Annotated in this window: 12 protein-coding genes; all 12 read left to right on the forward strand. The window is 42.8% G+C overall.

Going from position 1 to position 20,613, the window contains the following annotated elements:
* The first annotated feature begins 6 nt into the window (after window positions 1-6).
* On the forward strand, window positions 7-939 hold the full coding sequence (locus J5M87_RS04425) for an aspartate carbamoyltransferase catalytic subunit (protein ID WP_154608619.1): 933 nt from the start codon (window positions 7-9) through the stop codon (window positions 937-939).
* 43 nt (window positions 940-982) lie between these two features.
* Window positions 983-2,071: a carbamoyl phosphate synthase small subunit gene (locus J5M87_RS04430; RefSeq protein WP_154608618.1), complete on the forward strand. Its 1,089-nt coding sequence runs from the start codon at window positions 983-985 to the stop codon at window positions 2,069-2,071.
* 184 nt (window positions 2,072-2,255) lie between these two features.
* Window positions 2,256-5,435, forward strand: a complete 3,180-nt coding sequence (gene carB, locus J5M87_RS04435; RefSeq protein ID WP_154608617.1) for a carbamoyl-phosphate synthase large subunit — start codon at window positions 2,256-2,258, stop codon at window positions 5,433-5,435.
* 39 nt (window positions 5,436-5,474) lie between these two features.
* Window positions 5,475-5,789, forward strand: a complete 315-nt coding sequence (locus tag J5M87_RS04440; RefSeq protein ID WP_160463262.1) for a DUF2628 domain-containing protein — start codon at window positions 5,475-5,477, stop codon at window positions 5,787-5,789.
* A 505-nt stretch (window positions 5,790-6,294) separates the two neighbouring features.
* Entirely contained in the window at window positions 6,295-7,059 is a 765-nt protein-coding gene (locus tag J5M87_RS04445; RefSeq protein ID WP_154608616.1) for a class I SAM-dependent methyltransferase, read from the forward strand.
* A 61-nt stretch (window positions 7,060-7,120) separates the two neighbouring features.
* Window positions 7,121-7,792, forward strand: a complete 672-nt coding sequence (locus J5M87_RS04450) for a DUF969 domain-containing protein (protein WP_154608615.1) — start codon at window positions 7,121-7,123, stop codon at window positions 7,790-7,792.
* 9 nt (window positions 7,793-7,801) lie between these two features.
* On the forward strand, window positions 7,802-8,725 hold the full coding sequence (locus J5M87_RS04455; protein ID WP_154608614.1) for a DUF979 domain-containing protein: 924 nt from the start codon (window positions 7,802-7,804) through the stop codon (window positions 8,723-8,725).
* A gap of 41 nt (window positions 8,726-8,766) precedes the next feature.
* On the forward strand, window positions 8,767-9,414 hold the full coding sequence (gene pcp / locus J5M87_RS04460) for a pyroglutamyl-peptidase I (protein WP_154608613.1): 648 nt from the start codon (window positions 8,767-8,769) through the stop codon (window positions 9,412-9,414).
* A gap of 296 nt (window positions 9,415-9,710) precedes the next feature.
* Window positions 9,711-10,340 (forward strand): DivIVA domain-containing protein, encoded by a 630-nt coding sequence (locus J5M87_RS04465; RefSeq protein WP_160463263.1) that lies wholly within the window; start codon window positions 9,711-9,713, stop codon window positions 10,338-10,340.
* A gap of 18 nt (window positions 10,341-10,358) precedes the next feature.
* A complete protein-coding gene (locus J5M87_RS04470; protein ID WP_154608611.1) occupies window positions 10,359-10,790 on the forward strand; it encodes a hypothetical protein in 432 nt (143 codons plus the stop codon).
* A gap of 28 nt (window positions 10,791-10,818) precedes the next feature.
* Entirely contained in the window at window positions 10,819-17,769 is a 6,951-nt protein-coding gene (locus tag J5M87_RS04475; RefSeq protein WP_154608610.1) for a putative Ig domain-containing protein, read from the forward strand.
* Between the two features lie 83 nt (window positions 17,770-17,852).
* Window positions 17,853-20,555, forward strand: a complete 2,703-nt coding sequence (locus J5M87_RS04480; protein ID WP_160463264.1) for a G5 domain-containing protein — start codon at window positions 17,853-17,855, stop codon at window positions 20,553-20,555.
* Window positions 20,556-20,613: the final 58 nt, after the last annotated feature.

Genomic DNA, 20,613 nt, shown 5'->3' on the forward strand with positions numbered 1-20,613 from the left:
GAAAAAATGGCAATCATCGACGGAAAGGTGTCACTCCAGCATGTGGTGACCATGGAGAGCCTAACAAATGAGGAAGTATTGGGATTGATTCAGCGTGGATTGGCTTTTAAATGGGGAGAAGCGACCGCTGCGATTGACCAGCCTGTTTATGTTTCTAATCTCTTCTTTGAAGATTCCACTCGTACTCACAAGTCCTTTGAAATGGCAGAGCTACGTTTGGGGCTAAATATGATTGACTTTGATGCAAAGACTAGCTCAGTCAATAAGGGAGAGACTTTATATGATACAATTTTGACCATGAGTGCCTTAGGAGTAGACATCTGTGTTATCCGCCATTCAGAAGTAGATTACTATCGAGAGCTTATTGAGAGCCCAACCATTACGGCTTCGATTGTGAATGGGGGAGATGGATCTGGACAACATCCTAGCCAGTCTCTGCTTGATTTAATGACCATTTATGAGGAATTTGGGCGCTTTGAGGGCTTAAAGATTATGATTGCAGGGGATTTGACGCATTCACGTGTTGCCAAGTCCAATATGCAGATTTTAAAACGCTTGGGTGCAGAATTGTTTTTTGCAGGACCAAGTGAATGGTATACAGCAGAATTTGAGCCGTATGGTCAGCATGTAGCCTTGGATGATATTGTCGAGCAAGCAGATGTCTTGATGTTCCTGCGCGTGCAGCATGAACGCCATGATGGGAATGGTCATTTTTCTAAAGAAGGGTATCACCAATTGCACGGATTAACACAGGAGCGGTATCATCGCATGAAGGAATCAGCTATTATCATGCACCCAGCTCCGGTCAATCGTGATGTCGAAATTGCTGATGCCTTAGTTGAAGCACCGAAATCACGCATTGTTCGACAGATGCAAAATGGTGTTTTTGTGAGAATGGCTATTTTAGAAGCTGTTTTACAGGCAAGAGCCACTAAATAGAAACGTTAACAGGCTCCAGAGAGAGCAGACGAGGAGGGAAATAATGGCAAAACGATTGCTAATTTTAGAAGATGGAACGATTTTTGAAGGTGAAGCCTTCGGAGCAGATATTGATGTGACAGGTGAGATTGTCTTTAACACAGGGATGACAGGTTATCAAGAGTCAATTACAGACCAGTCCTACAATGGTCAAATTTTGACCTTTACCTACCCGTTGGTTGGAAATTATGGGGTCAATCGTGATGACTACGAATCCATTACCCCTACTTGTAAGGGTGTTGTAGTTCGTGAATGGGCTCGTCGAGCAAGCAACTGGCGCAATCAATTAACCTTGGATGAATTTTTAAAGGCCAAGAAAATTCCGGGTATTTCAGGAATTGACACGCGCGCTCTCACCAAAATTATTCGTCAACATGGGACTATGCGGGCAACGCTTGCAGATGTAGGAGATTCGGTTGAGCATTTATCAGATCAGCTACGCGCGACAGTATTGCCAACCAATAATATCGAACAGGTTTCAACTAAGACTGCCTACCCTGCACCGGGAATTGGTCGCAATATTGTTCTAGTAGACTTTGGTCTCAAACATTCCATTTTACGTGAGCTTTCAAAACGTGATTGTAACATCACGGTAGTACCATTTGATACGACTGCTGAAGAAATTTTAAACTTAGCGCCAGATGGTGTCATGCTCTCAAATGGGCCTGGGGATCCAGATGATGTGCCAGAAGCCTTGGAGATGATTCGTGGTATTCAAGGAAAAATTCCGATTTTTGGAATCTGTATGGGGCATCAATTATTGGCAAAAGCAAATGGGGCTAGCACCTATAAGATGAAATTTGGGCATCGTGGTTTTAACCATGCCGTTCGTGAAATTGCAACTGGCCGTGTCGATTTTACCTCTCAAAACCATGGATTTGCGGTGTCGCGCGAAGACTTACCAGACTGCTTGATGATTACCCATGAGGAAATCAATGACAAATCAGTCGAGGGCGTTCGCCACCGTTATCAACCAGCCTTCTCTGTTCAGTTCCATCCAGATGCAGCACCTGGTCCACATGATGCCAGCTATTTGTTTGACGATTTTATGGAATTGATTGATGCATTTCAAGCTGAAAATAACAATCAGTAAGAGGAATATTTAATGACAGCCAGAGAGCTGACGAATAGAAAGGAGAAACAAAGGGAGCCGTATTTGCAAAATTGAATACGGGCTACGAACTTTGTCAAAAAGATAGTTTGTCCTAGAACTCATTGTTCTGCGGAACAAACTCCTATTTTGACTGTGTTCGTTTGACGCCCTTTATATCTTAATTATGCCAAAACGTAGTGATATTAAGAAAATTATGGTGATTGGGTCTGGGCCGATTATTATTGGTCAGGCGGCTGAGTTTGATTATGCGGGGACACAGGCTTGTCTTGCCTTGAAGGAAGAGGGTTATAGTGTTGTCTTGGTCAATTCGAATCCGGCAACGATTATGACGGATAAGGAGATTGCAGATAAGGTTTATATTGAGCCGATTACATTTGAATTTGTATCTCGGATTTTGCGTAAGGAGCGACCAGATGCTCTTTTGCCAACCTTGGGTGGTCAGACAGGACTCAACATGGCCATGGAATTGTCTAAGGCTGGTATCTTGGATGAGCTTGGGGTTGAACTCTTAGGGACGAAATTATCTGCCATTGATCAGGCTGAAGACCGTGATTTGTTTAAGCAGTTAATGGAAGATTTGGGGCAACCCATTCCAGAATCTGAAATTGTCAATACCGTGGAAGAAGCAGTAGCTTTTGCAGCGACCATTGGGTACCCAGTCATTGTTCGTCCTGCCTTTACCCTTGGGGGAACGGGTGGTGGTATGTGTGCCAATGAAGAAGAACTCCGTGAGATTGCAGAAAATGGTTTGAAACTCTCTCCAGTGACCCAATGTTTGATTGAGCGTTCGATTGCTGGCTTTAAGGAAATCGAGTACGAAGTCATGCGTGATAGTGCAGACAACGCCTTAGTCGTGTGTAACATGGAAAACTTTGACCCTGTCGGCATCCATACAGGAGATTCGATTGTTTTTGCCCCAACTCAGACCTTATCAGATATTGAAAATCAACTGCTGCGTGATGCAAGTTTGAGCATTATCCGTGCCCTCAAGATTGAAGGAGGCTGTAATGTGCAGCTGGCCCTTGACCCGCATAGCTTTAAATACTATGTCATTGAGGTAAATCCGCGCGTGTCTCGCTCGTCAGCTCTTGCCTCAAAGGCAACAGGTTATCCGATTGCCAAACTCGCTGCTAAGATTGCTGTAGGCTTGACCTTGGATGAGATGATTAACCCTGTCACAGGTTCGACCTATGCCATGTTTGAGCCAGCCTTGGACTATGTTGTTGCCAAAATTCCTCGCTTCCCATTTGATAAATTTGAAAAAGGTGAGCGCCGTTTGGGAACACAGATGAAGGCAACCGGTGAGGTTATGGCAATTGGTCGGACCATTGAAGAAAGTCTTTTGAAGGCTTGTCGTTCGCTTGAAATTGGTGTCTATCATACAGAAATGAAAGACTTGGCAACCGTGACAGATGATGTCTTAGTGGAAAAAATTGTCAAGGCGCAAGATGATCGTCTCTTCTATGTATCTGAGGCTCTTCGCCGTGGGTTTACGGTGGAAGAAATTGCTCATCTAACGAAAATCGATATCTTTTTCTTGGATAAACTGGTCCATATCATTGAATTAGAAGCAGAGCTAGCTAGCAATATTGGCAATGTTGATGTCTTGAAATGTGCGAAACAAAATGGTTTTGCAGACCGCAAGATTGCAGAATTATGGCAGCAGACTACTGAGGAAGTTCGTCAGTTCCGCTTGGAAAATGGGATTGTTCCTGTCTATAAAATGGTGGATACTTGTGCGGCTGAGTTTGAAAGTGCCACTCCGTACTTCTATTCGACCTATGAATGGGAAAATGAATCGATTCGCTCTGAGCGAGAATCTGTCCTTGTTTTGGGATCAGGACCAATTCGGATTGGACAAGGGGTCGAGTTTGACTATGCCACTGTTCACTCTGTTAAGGCCATTCAGGCAGCAGGTTATGAAGCGATTATCATGAATTCAAATCCAGAGACGGTATCGACAGACTTCTCTGTTTCAGATAAGCTCTATTTTGAACCCTTGACCTTCGAAGATGTCTTGAATGTGATTGAGCTTGAGCAGCCAATCGGTGTCATTGTTCAATTTGGTGGACAGACTGCGATTAACTTGGCAGAACCATTGTCTAAGGCAGGTGTGCGGATTATCGGTACCCAAGTTGCAGACTTGGACCGTGCGGAAGACCGTGATTTGTTTGAAAAAGCCTTGAAAGACTTAGGTATTCCACAACCGCCAGGGCAAACTGCAACGAATGAAGAAGAAGCTGTTGAAGCTGCTCGCAAGATTGGCTTTCCTGTCCTTGTTCGTCCGTCCTATGTGCTTGGTGGTCGAGCTATGGAAATCGTTGAAAATGAGATTGACTTAAGGAGCTATATGCGGACAGCGGTTAAAGCAAGCCCTGAGCATCCTGTCCTTGTCGATTCTTACATTGTTGGTCGTGAGTGTGAAGTGGATGCTATTTCGGACGGAAAAGATGTCCTTATTCCAGGAATTATGGAGCATATCGAACGTGCAGGGGTCCACTCAGGTGATTCGATGGCCGTCTATCCTCCGCAGACCTTGTCAAAGGAAATTCAAGCAACAATTGCAGACTATACCAAGCGGTTAGCGATTGGATTGAACTGTATTGGCATGATGAATATTCAATTCGTCATCAAGGATGAAACGGTCTATGTTATCGAGGTCAATCCACGTGCCAGCCGTACCGTTCCATTCTTATCGAAAGTGACAGATGTTCCAATGGCGCAGGTAGCAACGAAGCTGATTTTAGGGCAAACCCTAGCGGAATTAGGCTATGCAGACGGCTTATATCCTGAATCGAACAATGTCCATGTAAAAGCTCCTGTCTTCTCCTTTACCAAACTAGCTAAAGTAGACAGCCTTTTAGGGCCTGAAATGAAATCAACTGGTGAGGTCATGGGGACAGATACGACCCTTGAAAAAGCATTGTATAAAGCCTTTGAAGCCAGTCATTTCCACTTGGAAGAATTTGGCAATGTTGTCTTTACAATTGCAGATGAAACTAAGGAAGAAGCTCTTGCCTTGGCTAAACGATTTGAAGCAATTGGCTATGGTATTTTTGCGACTGAAGGCACGAGTGAATTCTTCAAGGCAAATGGTGTAGACTCTATCGCAGTAAACAAACTGGGTGAGGACAAGGAAAATGACATTCCAGCTCTTGTTCGTAAGGGGCAAGTACAGGCCATTATCAATACAGTTGGAACAAAACGTGTGGCAGAAGGAGATGGACAAATCATCCGCAGCTCTGCTATCGAAACAGGCACACCGCTCTTTACCGCCCTTGATACGGCAGACGCTATGTTAAAAGTGTTAGAGAGCCGCAGCTTTACGACCAATGCCATTTAGAGTATAATAGAAAGCAAAAGGAATAGAGGAGTAAGTGTAGTGAAGGTAAATCTAGTCAGCCCGGTTGGGCAATTCAAACAAGCGCCAGTAGGCTTTTCTTGGACAACCTTTTTCTTCAATTTCTGGGTCCCGTTACTCCGTGGGGACTGGAAGTGGGCAGCCATTATGTTTTTGGTTAACATGGTAATTGGAGGAGTTTTCTTTAATTCAGATGTCTCTGCTCTCGCCCTTTTAGTATGGGTTGCTTGGGGTTTCTTCTACAATAAACTCTATATCAAAGAACTCTTTGCCAAGGGCTACAAGCCAGCAACAGACTTTGATGCAGAAGTCATTCGCACAAAGGTCAATTTATAATAGAATAAAAGAAAGTGAGGATAGTTATAAACTATTTTCACTTTTTCTTTGATGTATAGTGAATTGAATAAAAATTAGGAGATCGTTATACTCTATAAAAATCAACATCTGACTAGGCAACGAAATCGTAGCTAGAGCTGAAGTTCAGCAAGGTGAGTTAACGACGTCAGACTTTAATTTTTGACGAGTATAAGTCGTTTTGCTTCAATAGTCCAGTAGACTGTTGAAGGTTGGAAATAGGGATTATGGAGTAATCCTCAATTAATGCCAGTTCTATCTGTAGCTCCTTGCCTTGCTCAATCCACTATAAAATGCAACAGAGTAGTCATCAAATTTCTCACTGAAAAACTCATACTCTATTTAGCATTTTTTGATACGTTCTTAGATAGTGCGGACGTAAGAAAGTATTAAAAAGGTAAATTAATTTTAATGGAGTATCAATAGCAATTAGATGATATCAGAAGATGATTTCGACAGAAGTCATCTTTTTTGTTATACTGGCAGTATGAAATGGATTGTTACAACAAGTCTTGGTATGGATGAACAGTTGGTTGCAAGGGCAAAGACTATTGCAACTTCTTTCGGTGTGCCCTATATTGAGCGGAAAAAACAGGCTGTTAAACGACTACAAGAGCAGTATGGGACAGTCTTAGTGGTCTATCAGGATAGACTTTTACTGGAGCAGGTTGGAGGAAAGCGATTATTTTTCCACCCAGATACGGCACTGTTGCGTATCAAATCGCAGCATGATCCCTTGCTAGAGCTGATTGGCTCAACTCCTAAAAGGATTTGTGATGCTACTATGGGCTTGGCTTCTGATAGTATCGTGATGGCAAGCGCTGGTCATCAAGTGACAGCCATTGAGTCTACGAGCCTGATTGCTTTTATTGTGAGTCAAGGATTGCAGAATTGGGATACTGGTATGGAGCAGGTCAATACAGCTATGCGGTCGATTCAAGTGGTCGAAATGGATAGTCTTACTTTCTTACGACAGCAGGCAAGTCATTCCTTTGATATTGTCTATTTTGACCCCATGTTTTCTGAGGACATTGTCGAATCACAGAATTTAGCAGGCATAGAGAATTTGGCTAATCCCGCAAGGTTAACAAAAGACTTATTCGTAGAAGCGAAGCGAGTAGCAAAAGAAAAAATTATTTTAAAAGCCCATTTTAGAGATCCTATTTTTGAAGAACTTGGTTTTACTCGCCTGGTTCGTCCCAATCAGAAATTTCATTATGGAATTCTGGAAGTAGCAACCAGTATAAAATAGGGATTTCCTTTTTTGTAAAAAAAATAGTATAATAATATATAGGAAAAGGAGGAGATTCATCATGGAATGGATTAAATTAGTGGGCATTCTCATCATTGTGATAGGCTTTGTCCTAAAGTTTGATGCGATTGCGACAGTTGTTGTGGCAGGTCTTGTTACTGCCTTGGTTTCTGGAATGTCAGTTGTTGAGTTTTTGACAGTATTGGGAGAAAATTTCACCGCCCAGCGAGTGGTTACGATTTTCTTGGTGACACTTCCATTGGTTGGATTATCTGAAAAGTATGGCTTGCGTCACCGCGCTATTCATATGATGAACTCCATTAAATCACTGACAGCAGGTGCTTTTTACAGCCTATATGTCTTGGTACGCTTAGTTTGTGGTCTATTTTCTATCCGCTTGGGTGGGCATCCACAGTTTGTTCGTCCCTTGGTTGAGCCAATGGGGCAGGCAGCAGCCCAAGCCAAGTATGGAGAACTAGCAGAAGAGGAAATCGAAGAATTAAAAGGTCGTGCAGCAGCTAGTGAAAACTTTGGGAATTTCTTTGGTCAAAATACCTTCTCAGGAGCGGCGGGTATCCTGTTGATTAGTGGAACCTTAGTTTCGTTAGGTTACGAAGAAAACAATGCACGCTTGGCCCTAACGTCTTTAATCATCGCAGGAGCTGCCTTTGTTGTGGTTCTTATTTCGAATTTCTTATTTGATAAGAAATTGCAGAGAAAGCACCAGAAATAGGAGGAGATTATGGAAAAATTTGTACCCATTTTATTAGAAATTGCCTATGTCGTCATGGGACTGCAATTGCTTCACACAGCCTATTGTGCAGTAAAAGATGAGAGCAATGATACACGGATTGGAACAGGCTTATTTTGGGCTATTCTAGGTGTGATTTTTGTTGCAGGTAGTTATATTCCCTCTCTTGTGACGGGAATCTTAGTGGTCTTGTTGGCCTTGCTTACACTCTTCAAACAGGTTAAAATCGGTACCCTACCAGCATTTAAGGAAGAAAAGGCAGAAGCAGCAGCTCGAAAATACGGTTTTGGAATTTTTGTACCCGTTATTACCCTTGCGATTGTGGCCTTCCTTGTAGCAAGATTCTATCCAAAATTCAGTTCGGTTTCCTTGGGAATTGCAGCTTTGGTTGCTACAATTGTTATTGTTGTGATAACGCGCGCTAAGCCGAAGGAATTGCTGGCAGAAAATAACCGCATGATTCAGTTGACATCAACAAGCAGTATTTTACCGCAGTTGCTAGCAGCCTTAGGAGCCATCTTCACCCTAGCTGGTGTTGGAACGGTGATTTCAAACCTAATTAGTGGCTTTGTGCCTGACGGAAGTCGTTTCTTCGGTGTGGTAGCTTATGTTCTTGGCATGGTTATTTTCACGATGATTATGGGAAATGCCTTTGCGGCCTTTACCGTTATTACAGCCGGTGTTGGTGTTCCCTTTGTTTTTGCCTTAGGAGCTGATCCAATTATTGCTAGTGCTTTTGCGATGACAGCAGGTTATTGTGGTACCTTATTGACTCCTATGGCAGCAAATTTCAATGCCTTGCCGGCAGCCCTGCTTGATATGAAAGATAAGAATGGGGTCATTAAAGTGCAGGCGCCGGTCGCCCTCATTATGATTGTCGTTCATATTGTCTTGATGTATCTGCTCGCATTTTAAGCCGAAGCATTTGTGTTAGAAAAAGAGAAAAGGAGTAGATCATGAAAATTCTCGTAACAGGCTTTGATCCTTTTGGTGGTGAAGCTGTCAATCCAGCCTTAGAGGCTGTTAAACAATTGCCAGCTAACATTGCTGGTGCAGAAGTCCAATGGGTGGAAGTCCCAACTGTTTTTTACAAATCAGCACAGGTATTGGAAGAAAAAATCGCTGCCTACCAACCAGATGTTGTGCTTTGTATCGGTCAAGCAGGTGGTCGATTTGGTCTGACACCAGAGCGTGTTGCCATTAACCAAGATGATGCTCGGATTCCAGATAATGATGGCAACCAGCCAATCGATACGGTTATCCGTGCAGATGGTGAACCAGCTTACTTTGCGACTCTGCCAATCAAGGCCATGGTAGAGGCAATCAAGGCAGCAGGTCTACCAGCCTCTGTCTCAAATACAGCAGGTACCTTTGTCTGCAACCACTTGATGTACCAAGCCTTGTACTTGGCGGATAAGAAATTCCCAGGTTTGAAAGCAGGCTTCATGCACATTCCATTTATGACCGAGCAAGTCGTAGACAAGCCAAATACTGCTTCAATGGGCTTAGCAGATATTGTCAAAGGAATCGAAGCGGCAATTGCAGCCATTGTATCTTATCAGGATAAGGCAGACCTAAAGACCGTTGGTGGAGAAACGCATTAAAAGCTGTGAGTAGGAGAGTAGTCCTTTGTTGATACAGGTTATAAAACCTGTTGAATAAGTTCCAATATGTTTTGGATGTATAAAGATAAAAACGATTATTATTAGAAGAGTCAAAGTAATTTTGGCTCTTTTTTTATGAATATTTTCAGAAAAACAGATGAAAATCAAAGAATGTTCGGTTTTGATAAGATTAATAGGCAAAAACCTTGACATATAGGAGGGGGGAGGGTACAATGTCCTTGGATATAGTATACAAATAAAAATCCATGGATAAACATTTAGGAGGTAGCACATATATGGGCCGTGCAGTACGATTAAGAAAAACGTTGTTTTTTGGATATTCACGATCTTCCGTTCATGAAACGATTCGGCAGATGAATCATGATCAAGAAAGGTTGAAAGACACTATCAGACACCAAGAAGATACCATAAATGATCTGAAAGAGCGTTTAGTACGATATCAGAGTAAAGAATTACTAATCTCAGAAGTTATCGTAGAAGCAAAAGATTTGGCGAAAAATGTCATTAAAGATGCTCATGATGAAGCTTCAGATATTCGGACTTCAACGGAACAGGAAGTGGCTGAGCGACTTTCTGATTTTGAATTATCAATGGCTGAGCTAGAAGCTATTAAACGTGAAATCGTTATGCAAGAAAATGTCTTGAAGAAGGAACTCAAAGAAGTCTTGCAAAAACACTTGGAAGTCTTGGATAACACAGATTTATCAAGTTTTGTAGATGCTAGTCAGGAAATTGATATGAGCTTTGATTTGACTCAAGATGTCAAAGAACGTATTCAGAATTCTGAAAAAGTGGTCCAAGAAGATAATAATAGGAAAATTATTGATCTTATCCGCAAGAGTAAAGAGTTGACAGCAGAAGTTGATGAAATTCCTACTTATAATTTTGAACAATTAATGTTTTAAGACAAGTAAGGAGGAGGCATGTTAGTGGACTCTATTAACAGGGCATTTAACGCAGTATTACTCGAACGATCATTTCCCTTGAAACAAGAAAGAATCGCTAACGGTATCATTTACAAAGGAAAAATTGACCTAGGAACTAAAGCGATTCCTTTTGCCATATCCGTCACCATGGAGCATGGCCAAGGAATTGCACAACTAATCTTTCATCCGATTGCATATTGTGACTCAGAGAAAGAGCGGTTAAGATGGCTTCATTTTGTTAATGAGTGGAATGATGCGTATGGAACGGGGTACTATCTTTGTATAGCAAAGAACCGTGAGGTTTATATGCGATATGTCTTATCTGTCTCTGAGCAGACAGTTGATCAGATTTTTCAAGGTATTATTCTAGGTAGTAATCTTGTTAAGCACGTTGCTAAAGAGATTGAATATCAATTTGGTACACAGTAAAGTAGAAGTAAAGCAGTAGGAGAAATAGATGAAACAGAAACGTAAGAAAAAATACGTCCATCAAATGAAACGAAATAAGGCCTTACAGACGGTCGTAGCAGCGTCTGCCATCGGTATGGTCGGAACAGCCGTTATTGAGCCTCATAGTGTCGCAGCTGACGCGACAGAAGTTGTTTCCTCAGGTGTGGAGACAGCAGTAACAGCGGAAGCAACACTAGCAGAGGAAGGATCAGCAAGCGAGATAGCAGTTGAAGCCTCTTCTGATGAGGAGACACGTACAGCGGAAGAAATTGTAGCAGATCTTTCGGCTGAAGTAAGTCAAGAAGTTGCTAGCTTGAAGGAACTTGAAAAGAGTAAGGCTGAAGCAGTTGAAGTCATTCGAGGCTTGGCAGGTCTTTCTGATACCCAAAAAACTGACTATGAACAAGCGATTCAAGAGGCTGATTCACTAGTTACTGTCCAAAAACGTGTAGAAGCCGCTAAGGCAGCAGCAAGCGAAGCAAGTACGGTAGAGAATCAAGCTGCATCTGAAGATACAGCGCAACCAAAAATAGAAAAGAAAGCAGATGAACGAGTTGCTGGAATTACTTATAAGGTGACCTATACTGATGTGGAAACAGATAAGATTATCCAATCTGAGAACAAGTCCCTTGCCGTTCGTACGAGTGACAAACCAGCAACAGCAGAAGTAACAGAAACTGCGGCAGCAGTGAATGGCTATCGTCTTGCGCAAGACCAAGTAGAGACCATCTCAGCAGTTGTGACAGAAAAACGTCGCAATGTCCTCAACTTCAACGTCGTAGCAGACAAGGAAAACGCAGCAGCTCCATCTCAAGGAGCGGACTTCCGTGCCCACCTGATGATACCGACGAATGACAAACCCTATATCACCATCGAACGCTACTGGGGAAAAGACCGCAATGCATCAAATCCTGATTATAAGGTAACTAAAAATGGTGATACCCTAAATCTCTCCTATAAGATGGGGACGACGCGGATCAGTCCAGATGATGTAGATCTGACAGAAGGTGCTAAGAAGCTCGGCCTGACCTATGATAAAGTCTCCAACTACATCACAGGCACTATAACTCTTGATTCATCTGTACCAATTGGAACCTATGAAATTGGGTTAGTCTCTAAGACAGATCCAGCTGTAAAGGCTAGTGCAGATTTTACTGTTCAATCACACGCAGGTTTTGTACCAAGATTGGATAGTACGCCAGAAAATCAGACGAGTGCAAACTACAATGGTAGTTATAGAGAATTTGTGCGATCAGTCACTTTTAGAGATCGCGATACTAACAACTGGATTGATCATATTTCTTCAGCTGAATATACAGGGCAATACTGGGGACGAACTCAGGGGATAGAATTTTCTGAAACTGAAAATAAACCATCTACCACTGTTAATTATTCAGGATTGTATGTAACAACAACACCTTTCGGATATTGGCTGCCAGGAGAGGCCCAAACTCTCGCAAATGCGACTTCAAATACTCCTCAGTATGAAGCAAAATTTGAATTATTCGCTTTAGATGATTTAACGACTTTCCCTGTGAATCATCTCAGTATCGCAGAATTTGAACAAACAGGAGGGTCTGATAAGGTTGAAATCGAGCTGTTGGATTATAGCAAACTCGAGCCAGGGAAACGTACCTATATTCCACATAGCGGGTATACGAGCAATCGTAACTACATAAATGGTCAAAATAGTACACCGTATGTTGTTCGTTTTAAAAAATTACCTGAATTGGCAGGAGATTATTTTGTTACTTTCAAGGTAGTAGATAACCTTGGACTAGAAAAAAACTTCCGCCTAGACTTTAAAACTATTGAACGTTCACAAAATGGTGCCTTGACCAATGCGGATGTTCGCTTTACAGGCTCTCCAGACTATCTCCTAGGAGGAGCTGCCCGTGTATCAGTACCGACTTCTACGGAGCGTCAAGTTCTAGGAACAGTGGAGAAAAACAAGGAAAATGCGACTATTAAGCCCGTTTCCTTCCCAGCTGGCACAAGTTTGACAGAAAATGGTGAGGTCGTCAAAGAGGCTGGAACGAAGCTAGCACCAGGGATCTACAAGTTTGAAGTCAAGGCCGTAGATGGTCACTTTGGTGATAATGCACCGAATCGGATTTTTGACTTTGAAGTGACTGATGTCATCAATCCAATCGCTCATCAAGTCTGGAAAGAAGGAGAAACCTTTCCCCCCATTCCAGTCAGTCTAGAAGGTGGTAGCACTATTACCGACATCAAGGTAGAAGCTAGCGATGTTTATGCGTTGATCAATCCAAACAATGTCGACTCAACTCTAGAAGGAACAGGGATTCAAAAGACGACAGAAAATCAAACAGCCAAAGTCACTGTATCTTATCAAAATGGAGATGGTTCAACCTCTGTTACGTCGACCACTTTCACCTATGAAGTCCAGCCAAATCCAGACAACGACCTAGAGTTGGATGTCACTAATGCCAAACAGACGGTTACGGAAGGAACGCGATTCGAAGATATGGTCATTACGCATACAGAGGGAGCTACTCTGACCGTTGACACATCGCGCCTTCCGGTAGGGGTACGTTACAATAGCAAGACAAAAACGATTGCTGGTATCGGTCGTTACGAGGGTATGTACCGCATTCCTGTGACAGCGACCCTTGATAAAAAAACGCAGACTAAATTTATCGAACTCACTGTGACTCCTGGTGAATTTACAGTCGAACCAGTTGAGGTGACCATACCAGTCCTTGAGAACTTTGAGTATAAACTTCCAATACCGAAGAATTCAATTATTGAAAGGGATTCTTATTTCGAGAATCTTCCATCAGGCTTGTCGATAGATCTAGCTACAGGAACGATCAAAGGTACTCCGAAACAGGTTGGTACATTCGAGGTGACAACTTATGGTCCAGATATTCCTTATAATACGAAGGGATTGGTATATAGACGAGGGAGTCAGACGGCAGTAGGCACAGTTAAAATTACCGTTACTCCAAAAGACTTGGAAGTCAGTGGTGAAGATCGGACGGTCATGATTGGCGATGCGATTGATCCAATCGTTCTAAGTGTTACTGATGGAGCAAGGATAGATCGTGTATACAACTTACCTTATGGTTTGAGCTATAATAGCGAGACCAAGACTATCTCAGGAACTCCTACCTATAAAGGTGAAACTACGGTAACCGTTAGTGCTAGCTATCCAGAAATTAGAGGAAATGAGAAGACGACAACCTTAAAAATCAACGTATTGCCTAGACCAATCGAGGTAACCGCAGAAAATCGAACGGTTCAAGTCTTGGATGAAATCGATCCAATTGTCTTTAAGGTAAGTGATAAAGCTGAGGTTGACTTTAGATATTGGGCTTTACCAGAGGGATTGACTTTTGATCAAAGTACCAATACTATTTCGGGCAGACCAACTCGTAAAGGAGAGTTTAATTTTTCAGTGACGGCTACCTATCCTTTCGATCGATCTGCAACTGCGACTACCAACTTTAAAATCACCGTCACACCAAAACCGTTAGACATTTCAGCTGAAGATCGGACAGTTCAGGTACTGAGTGAGATGAGTCCAATTAAGATTGCCGTTTCAGAAGGGGCAAAAATTCGGGATGATTTTAGCTATGCTCTCCCAGCAGGTTTGACCTATAATCCAGACACTCAAACGATTTCAGGAACTCCAACAGCTGTTACTTCTGAAGACGGAGCCATAATTCCTGTCTCTGCCTATTATCCAGGAGCAGAAAGTGACACTGAAGTGACGAAGAATATTGTAATCAAGGTAACACCACTACCTGTTACTGTAGATGCTAGTCCGAAGACTCAAACTGTTGACCTTGGTACAGCTATACAAGATATCGTAGTGACTTCAAGCCCGCACTCAGAAGTCTCTCTCTGGACACCATATAGTGTCGTTCCAGAGGAAAATATCGATGCGGCAGTCTTTAGTGAGTATGGACTTCGTTATGATCCAAAAACGAAGACTCTTTCAGGAACCCCAAGCAAGATCGGGAACTTTAATCTTGTCTTTCAGGCAAGCAATTCTCCTGAGCTCGGCGGCGCTGAAGCGAAGACAACGGTCAGCCTAAGCGTTGTGGATGACTCGCTTGACTTGACCTTGAGCCACCCAATTCAGACAGTCTTGAAGGGCTCAAGCATTCGCAATGCAGTCATCAAGCATACAGAAGGAGCGACTCTAAACGTTGATACGAGCATGCTTCCAGAGGGAGTAATTTATAACGAAGCAACCAAGACCTTCTCAGGCAAACCAGGCGTGAGCGGAACCTTCGAAATCCCAGTAACTTTGACCAATGCTCGAGGTACGAAAACTAAGTCGACTCTCTTTGACTTGACAGTACTTGAGTTACCAGAATATAAGAATGCGACTCAATCTTCAGATCCAAGCATAAATAAGGTTGTCGAAGGTGATACAACGATTAGCGGTAGTGGTCAAGCAGGTGCAACAATTGAAGTTCGTTTGCCAAATGGTGACATCAAAGAAGTAACGGTTTCTACCGAAGGTACATGGACCATCACAGATGTTCCAGCCTTTGAAAAAGGTCAATCGGTAACAGCTAAGCAAACGGAAAGTGGAAAAACAGCAAGTGATGCCATCAATACCACTGCTATAGCAGCCGACAAGGTAGAAAAATCAGTATCCGCCGATCCAATCGTGAACAGCGTTATTGAAGGCTCTACAACTGTCAGTGGTAAAGGAACTCCAAATGCGAAAATCGAAGTCCGCCTGCCAAACGGCACAACGAAGACAACAACTGTAAGTGCAGAAGGTACATGGACTATCACAGATGTTCCAGCCTTTGAAAAAGGTCAATCGGTAACCGCTAAGCAAACAGAAAGCGGAAAAACAGCAAGTGATGCGATTAATACCACTGCCGTAGCAGCAGATAAGGCAGAAAAATTAGTATCTGCCGATCCAATCGTGAACAGCGTTATTGAAGGCTCTACAACTGTCAGTGGTAAAGGAACTCCAAATGCTAAGATTGAAGTTCGTTTGCCAGATGGAACCACGCAGACAACGACCGTAAGTGCAGAAGGTACATGGACTATCACAGATGTTCCAGCCTTTGAAAAAGGTCAGTCAGTAACCGTTAAACAAACTGAAACTGACAAGACACCAAGTGATGCAATCAACACAACTGCGGTTCCAGTTATTACAAAAGGTGACAAAGGTGAAGATGGTGCCCCAGGTCGTGACGGCCAAGATGGTAAAACTCCAACCGTTACCACAAAACGTGGAGAGCAAGGTGGCAAACAAGGAACGATTGTTACGATCACGAATGGCGAAGGCGCCCCAGTCGAAACCTTCATTCCGGATGGCGAAAAAGGTGCAGACGGTGCAGCTGGCCAAGATGGCAAGACCCCAAGCGTTACCACAAAACGTGGAAAAAAAGAAGGTAAACAAGGAACGATTGTCACGATTACGAATGCCAATGGAGCCCCAGTCGAAACCTTTATCCCAGATGGCGAAAAAGGCGACAAGGGAGAACAAGGTGCAGCTGGTCGTGATGGTCAAGATGGTAAGACACCAACTGTCACTGCCACCCGTGGAGAAAAAGAAGGCAAACAAGGAACGATTGTTACGATTACGAATGGTGAAGGTGATCCAGTAGAAACCTTCATTCCAGACGGTGAAAAAGGTGCAGACGGTGCAGCTGGCCAAGACGGCGCCCCAGGTCGAGACGGTGTAGATGGTCAAGATGGTGCTCCAGGACGCGATGGCGTAGATGGTAAAGAAGGCGCCCCAGGTCGTGATGGCCAAGACGGCAAGACTCCAACCGTTACCACAAAACGTGGAGAGCAAGGTGGCAAACAAGGAACGATTGTTACGATCACGAATGGCGACGGCGCCCCAGTAGAAACCTTCATTCCAGATGGTGAAAAAGGTGCAGACGGTGCAGCTGGCCAAGACGGCAAGACCCCAACTGTTACCACAAAACGTGGAGAGCAAGGTGGTAAACAAGGAACGATTGTTACAATCACGAATGGCGACGGCGATTCAATAGAAACCTTCATTCCAGACGGTGAAAAAGGTGCAGACGGTGCAGTTGGCAAAGACGGTGCTCCAGGTCGAGACGGTGTAGATGGTAAAGATGGTGCTCCAGGACGCGATGGCGTAGATGGTAAAGATGGTAAAACACCAACTGTTGAAACAGTCCCAGGTCAAGATAGTAGTCACCACGAAGGTTACTGGATTATCATTAAAGATGGAGATGGTAAAGAAGTAACTCGTACCTTTGTGAAAAATGGTCAAGACGGTAAAGACGGTGCTCCAGGACGCGATGGCGTAGATGGTAAAGATGGTAAGACACCAACTGTTGAAACAGTCCCAGGTCAAGATAGTAGTCATCATGAAGGTTACTGGATTATCATTAAAGATGGAGATGGTAAAGAAGTAATTCGCACCTTTGTGAAAGACGGTAAAGACGGTAAAGACGGTAAAGATGGTAAAGACGGCAAAGATGGGCAAGACGGTCGCGATGGTAAAGATGGTAAAGACGGAGACTGCGGATGCGATGATCCTAAGAAACCAGAAGGCGATCAACCGAAAGGTGATGAACCAAAAGGCGATCAACCGAAAGGTAATGAGCCACAAGGTGGCCAGCCAGGTAGTGGTAAACCGGAACAACCAGGTGGAGGTCAACCAGTTCAACCAGGTAGTGGTAAACCGGAACAGCCAGGTGGAGGTCAACCAGGCCAGCCAGGTAGTGGTAAACCGGAACAACCAAGTGGAGGTCAACCAGGCCAGCCAGGCAACGATCAACCACTGGAACCAAGTCAACCTGAACCTTCAACCAGCGAAACCCCTCAACCAAATGCACCAGTACCGTCAAGTGCACATTCATCTAAGGAAAATACGCTTCCACAAACAGGAACAAACTCAAGTCCATTCTTAGCAGGAGCAGCTCTGACAGCACTTGTCATGGCAGGCGCCCTAACTCGTAAAAAACAAGAAGATGAATAACATATAATCATTCGTTTGTGACGAATAGCCATACCCTTCTATATACGAATATGGAAGGGTAATTGGCCATGTTAGGAGGAAAAATGAAAGAAAAATCAGGATTTCAATGGAATAAACTACAGAAATACGCTATTCGAAAATTAGCTGTTGGGACCTTATCCGTAGGAATTGGCACTAGTTTTGCCTTAATAGCCTTACCGCATACAGTACAGGTTGCAGCCGAGGAAAAAACGCGTCAAGACAAAGTGGCTGATATTTTCAAATTCTCTAGCTTATTAGAAGAAATTAGCACTTTTGCTAAAAATCCAACTCCATCTTATTCAGATGCTGAAAAACAAATTGATGATGTAAATGCTAGCATAACAAAATGGTCATCTAAAGAAGCAAGTCACTATTCTGCCGAGAGCTGGAAGAACTACCAAGATGAAGTGAAGCAAGCTAGCGTAGCAATTGCAGAATCAACGAAGTTCTTGGATAATCTCCGACAAGCTTCAACTTCTCAAGCATTAGAGGATGCTCTGTCAGAAATCAATGCCATTCGCCATAGGAAAGATCGTCCGGATGGAAAATCGGGTTGGAGTTATTTAGGAGAAGATCCAAAGACGACAGCTACGGATGAAGAAGTCAATACTGCTTGGCTTAAAGGTAGCGAATTGTTATCACCATATTTACATTTAAAAGGAGACTACTTAGCTCAATTTGGAAAGGCGCCAGTTGATTCACGTCTTGAAAAGATTCGTAAAGATTTAGAAAAATCTGAGAGTAACTTAGAGCCGACAGTAGCATATGATTTAGAGTCTATTCAATCTGTATTTGATGATCCCTATGAACTTGTAGTAGTTGATGATATCAATCAGTTATCTGTAAAGGACAAAGAGGCAATTAAGACCTTAATCATTGACGAGATTTTGATTAACTATGGTGCAACAATTTCCTTTAATGGCGATAATGTGATAATCAGCTATACCGATGACAGCTCGGAATCACACTTTCCTTTGACGAAATTTGCCAAGCAAAATCCAAACAAAAAACCTTCAGCACCAATCACCCCAAAGACTGAAAAGAAAACTCGTACTGAAACTGAAGAAATTGATTTCGATATAGAGAAACTTTCAGATCCAAATCTTGAAGAAGGAAAAACGCGTACAGAAGAGGGAGTGAAAGGTAGTAAGGAAGTCATCTATGAAGATACTCTAGTAGATGGCGCCGTAACTAGTACCAAGAAGATTAGCGAGACGATTACGAAACAACCTGTTTCGAAGAAAGTCTATACTGGAACAAAAGTGAAACCAGTTGAACCGAAGATTGAAACGAAACGTCGTCCAGTAATCGAAGAGATTGACTTCAAGACAGAATCACTACTAGATCCAAATCTTGAAGAAGGTAAGACGCGTACAGAAGAGGGAGTGAAAGGTAGTAAGGAAGTCATCTATGAAGATACTCTAGTAGATGGTGCCGTAACTAGTACCAAGAAGATTAGTGAGATGATTACGAAACAACCTGTTTCGAAGAAAGTCTATACTGGAACAAAAGTGAAACTAGTTGAACCAAAGATTGAAACGAAACGTCGTCCAGTAATCGAAGACATTGACTTCAAGACAGAATCACTACTAGATCCAAATCTTGAAGAAGGTAAGACGCGTACAGAAGAGGGAGTGGAAGGTAGTAAGGAAGTCATCTATGAAGATACTCTAGTAGATGGTGCCGTAACTAGTACCAAGCAGATTAGTGAAACGATTACAAAACAACCTATTTCCAAGAAAGTTTATACTGGAACAAAGAAAACTGATTTAGTGAAGCCAGTAGAACCAACTCGTCATTTTGAAGTTTTAAATGAAAATCTGATCAAAGAAGATAAGCCAATAGCTCTCCTAGAGAACAAAGATCGGATAGAAGAAAGAGTCGTACAATTTAGTACTATTCCCCAACCTACGGATCGCTTGTTTGTCGGAGAGGAAGAGCTGCAACCTGGTAAAGAAGGGCATGAAACAATCACCTATGAAGATATTTATTTGAATGGTCAAGTGGTTACTTCAAAAGAAATTAAAAGAACGAGTATCCCAGCGGTGAATGCAATCCGCTATATTGGTACGAAAATCAAATCAACCGAATCTGACCAATCGAATAATGCTACAGGTCCAACTCAGCCAGTTGCTCCAGAACAACCTATCAATCAAGGAGTAGGTAAGTTTGAAGTGCCAATAGCTTATCCAACGGTTGAGGAAAAACCAAGGGCTGATATTAAAAGGGAACAAGCTCAGCAGGAAGAAATTATTCCATTTGATACGATATGGCGTGATGATTCAACGTTATTGAAAGGGGAAACTCGAGTTTACCAAGAAGGACAAAATGGTCAGATAGTCCGTACAGTTGAAAATATCTTAATTGATGGAGTTCTTGCACAGACAACTGTAATTAGTGAAGAGACTGTTCTTAAGGCTATTCCTCGAATCATTCTTTTCGGAACCAAGGAAATAGAGCCGACTAACTCGTATCAAACTGGGGGACAAGAAGCAAATAAACAAACACCACCAACTGTAACTATTGAGACTCCTCAGAAACTAGAGTCTTCAAAAGAGGATACTAAAGCTGGGGATTCTAAGGTGGTTTCAGCGGATGAAAAAACAGTAGAATTGAAACAAGCAACTATTAAACCAACGGAGAGTAAGGAAAAAACAGCGACTCTTCCAAAGACTGGGGGAGACGAAACACCGTTTTTGGCCAGTGCTGCAGTAGCCTCTCTCTTGATGGCTGGAATGGTGATGAAAAAGAAAAGAGGTCAGTAAGACTTCTTAGCAACTACTGACAAGTAAGGGCTAGTCAATGGTAGTAGTACTTATAATG

This window comes from Streptococcus sp. zg-86, from assembly GCF_017639855.1.
Classification (GTDB): domain Bacteria; phylum Bacillota; class Bacilli; order Lactobacillales; family Streptococcaceae; genus Streptococcus; species Streptococcus zhangguiae.